Below are 3,482 nucleotides of genomic sequence, written 5' to 3'. Positions count from 1 at the left end.
ATGCTCACGAGCACTACCGAGATCACCGAGAGTGTCGAGAAAGCGATGCGAAAGTTGAAACAGCACGGATATTTGGAACGGTGTGCCCTCTTTCGTAAAAAAGAGGATGCAGATGAACTGGAGCTTCTCAACTCTATCGATCTCGAACCTTATCAAAAAAAGATGGCAACATATCGTTTCGGTGAGGGGGCAACCGGATTAGCCGCCAAAAGCCGTGAACCTATCGTGATCGAGAATATCCATAATAACATCAACTATCTCAACAAAATGGGTAATATCTCGACCCAAATGGTTTCCTACGTCGCCGTTCCGCTTTTGCAGGAGGAAGAGGTTATCGGTGTTATCTCTGCCAATATTGGAAAAAACAGCCCTCTCAATTTTGATGAGATCGTCCGTATGCTCACCATCGTCGGAACACTCTTTATGGGATCGCTCAAGGTGCAACAAACAATTGTTAAAGAAAAAGAATCGATCACTGAACTCAAAACCTACTACAAAGAAGAGATGCAAAAAGATTACAAATTTGAAAACATCGTCGGACGCTCCACGCGGATGCAGCAGGTCTTTGGAATGATCAACACCGTAGCACCTACCGATGCGACGATTTTAATCCGAGGAGAGACAGGAACGGGTAAAGAACTCATCGCGACGGCAGTTCATAACCTCAGCCGTCGCCAAAACGGTCCATTTATCAAACTCAACTGTGCCGCTATCAGTGAAACACTTCTCGAATCGGAACTCTTCGGGCATGAGAAGGGAGCCTTTACCGATGCACGTGAAATGCGAAAGGGGCGTTTTGAACTCGCCGATGGGGGGACACTGTTTCTCGATGAGATCGGAGATATCACCCCATCGCTCCAAGTCAAACTACTCCGTATTTTACAAGAGCAGGAGTTTGAACGGGTCGGCGGAAACAAAACGATTAAAACCAATGTCCGACTCGTAGCGGCAACTAACCGTAATCTCGAAGAGATGGTTCGCAAAGGGGAATTCCGTGAAGACTTGTTTTATCGACTCAACGTTATCCCGATCAATCTTCCACCGTTGCGTGAGCGCTATGAGGATGTCAAACTCCTCATCGAGCACTATTTGCATCGCTTTATGAAAGAGCATCGTAAAAATATGCACTTTACCAAAGGGGCGATGGAACTGCTCCTCGATTATCCGTGGCCGGGGAACATTCGCGAACTTCAAAATACGATGGAGAGGATCGTCCTCATCTGTCCTGATGGTGAAATACAGCCTGAGATGCTAAGCCATGTTTTGCCGTTTAACTATCAAAAACTTTATATGCAAAATGATCCAGCACCGATGATTCAACCTAGTGCTATGGTGATTACACCACCAACATCGCAATACGACTCTCATTCATCTGCTCCGATGACCAAGAAAACTTTGCAAGAGTTGGAAAAAGAAGCGATTCTTCAAGCCCTGAGTGATTCTCACGGTATCCAAACCAAAGCGGCAAGACTACTGGGGATGAGTGCTCGACAAATCGGGTATAAAATAAAACAATACGGGATAGAGGTTTAAATACATTCTATTGGGTGGGAATATTATTCCCCCCGTCGAATCGCAACCACTTCAGAAGGAAATTTTTTAGCACCCGGCTCGATAAACCATGTTTCACCATTGCTAAGTTTTACTTCACCACCCCATTTTTCATCCGTATCAAACTCAGAAGTGACAATCGTCTCTTCCATATCTTTTTTAGCAACATAAAATGATATTGCACCTTTTGAATCGTAACGTAACATAACTTTAGCCATAACTAACTCCTTGATATTATTTGATATATAAATTCATTGCGTTACTACGCATGAAAAAACTTTCGTATTCGATGCCACCAATCCGATGAGAGATGACCCTCAAACGTGATTCGTAAAAAACTCCCGCTTAGACGTCGTATGATCGTATTAACTTCGTACTCTTTATCGTTTTTATCGGGAAAATCATTCCGATAATGGCTCCCACGCGACTCTTCACGCCCTAAAGCGGACATAACCATCGCTTCGGCTATCGTGAGGGAATTGCGAAACTCGATGATCGAGAGGAGTTCGACATTATCGTTTCGTTCTTTGTTGATACAACATAATCCCGATGACATTTTCATCAAATAATGGGTGTATTCGAGTGCATTCGCTAGTGTATCATGACTACGGAATACCCCCGCATTGTTATAGAGATTATTACCCAGGTTACGACGCATGGTATTGATATTAAAACGATTTTCACCCTCTAAAATCGACTCAACATATCGGGCTTCTTTAGCGACAAGGGCGTAGTCGATCGGATGAAACTTCCCTTTTTTAGCGGCCGAAGCGGCTTCTCTTCCCGCTAAACGTCCAAAATAAGCCGCTTCGAGTAGACTGTTACCGCCTAGACGGTTCGCACCATGCACTCCACTGTACGCACACTCTCCGCACACATATACATTGTCAATATCGGTAGAAGTATCATTTCGGCTCCAGATTCCCCCCATCGTATAATGAGCGGATGGGGTAATCGGTAGCAGTTCAGTGATGATATCTACCCCTGCTCCGTGCAGAGCGTGCTTACGCGCAGATGGGAGTTTTTTATCAATCAGTTCTTCCCCTAAATGACGGAAATCGAGATAAATACTATGCCCTGCGAGTTGATGCTTGACAATATCACGAGAGAGCTTGTCGCGGGTTTGAAGCTCATCGGTAAAACGCTCACCCGTCTCATCGACGATATACGCCCCCTCTCCCCGCGCCGCTTCACTGATCAGCGTACCGCTGTTTGGTAACGTCGTCGGATGAAACTGAACAAACTCCATATTAACCAGTCTCATTTTAGCGCGCAGTGCGATAGCGAGGATATCACCACTCGATTCTTGGGAATTCGTCGAATGTCCGCGATAAATCCCGGCGAACCCTCCTCCTGCCAACACGAGCGATTTACACGCAAAGGCTATAACATTCGAATCGCGTCTACGCAAGAGCGTTATCCCCGAAAGTTTGTCATCAAAGGTTGCAATAGACAGCATCACATGATTTTGTAATATCTCCACCCCCTCTTTCCGACACTGTACCAACAGAGTCTGGGTAATCGAAGCCCCGGTTTTGTCAGCGATATAACATGTCCTCTTGGCTTTTGTCCCCCCAAAAGGGCGCTGTGCGACATTACCCTCATTATCACGGTCAAACTGAACACCTATCGCTTGCAGTTCTGTAATAATCTCTTCAGCACCTGCAACCATAGCACTCACAGCACTTAAACGAGCCAGTTTGTCGGAACCGTTAATCGTATCAGCAACGTGATCTCTCAATGAATCGTGTCGTGTCGTTTTAAGTACCGCGTTAATTCCTCCCGATGCCACGGCAGAATTCGTTCGCAATGGGTTGCTTTTGCAAATGAGTGCGACATTTAACCCGGCTCGGCGTGCATTTAATGCAGCATACAATCCCGATATACCGCTTCCGACAACCACTACATCATACAGCATACGCCCCCCTCAT

The 3,482-nt window shown here is 45.7% G+C and carries 3 protein-coding genes; 1 reads left to right on the top strand and 2 read right to left on the bottom strand.

Annotated features, from left to right (window positions below; genetic code table 11):
* Window positions 1–1,533: sigma 54-interacting transcriptional regulator (locus JZU62_RS05065; RefSeq protein WP_295012536.1), on the top strand; the 1,533-nt coding region annotated here is incomplete at its 5' end.
* A gap of 23 nt (window positions 1,534–1,556) precedes the next feature.
* Here the strand turns inward: JZU62_RS05065 and nifT are convergent.
* Both nifT and JZU62_RS05055 read right to left on the bottom strand, forming a co-directional pair.
* Complete coding sequence (nifT, locus tag JZU62_RS05060; RefSeq protein WP_295012534.1) at window positions 1,557–1,769, bottom strand: putative nitrogen fixation protein NifT; 213 nt, start codon at window positions 1,767–1,769, stop codon at window positions 1,557–1,559.
* A 44-nt stretch (window positions 1,770–1,813) separates the two neighbouring features.
* Window positions 1,814–3,469, bottom strand: a complete 1,656-nt coding sequence (locus tag JZU62_RS05055; RefSeq protein ID WP_295012532.1) for an FAD-dependent oxidoreductase — start codon at window positions 3,467–3,469, stop codon at window positions 1,814–1,816.
* Window positions 3,470–3,482 lie beyond the last annotated feature (13 nt).

The sequence above is a fragment of the Sulfuricurvum sp. genome (assembly GCF_019163035.1).
Lineage (GTDB): Bacteria > Campylobacterota > Campylobacteria > Campylobacterales > Sulfurimonadaceae > Sulfuricurvum.
Note: the sequence above shows the minus strand (reverse complement) of the source record. Positions and strands in the feature narration are given on the sequence as shown.

Excerpts from the sequence above, each read along its gene's own strand:
- nifT (WP_295012534.1), bottom strand. The coding sequence starts at position 1,769 with ATGGCTAAAGTTATGTTACGTTACGATTCAAAAGGTGCAATATCATTT.
- JZU62_RS05055 (WP_295012532.1), bottom strand. The coding sequence starts at position 3,469 with ATGCTGTATGATGTAGTGGTTGTCGGAAGCGGTATATCGGGATTGTAT.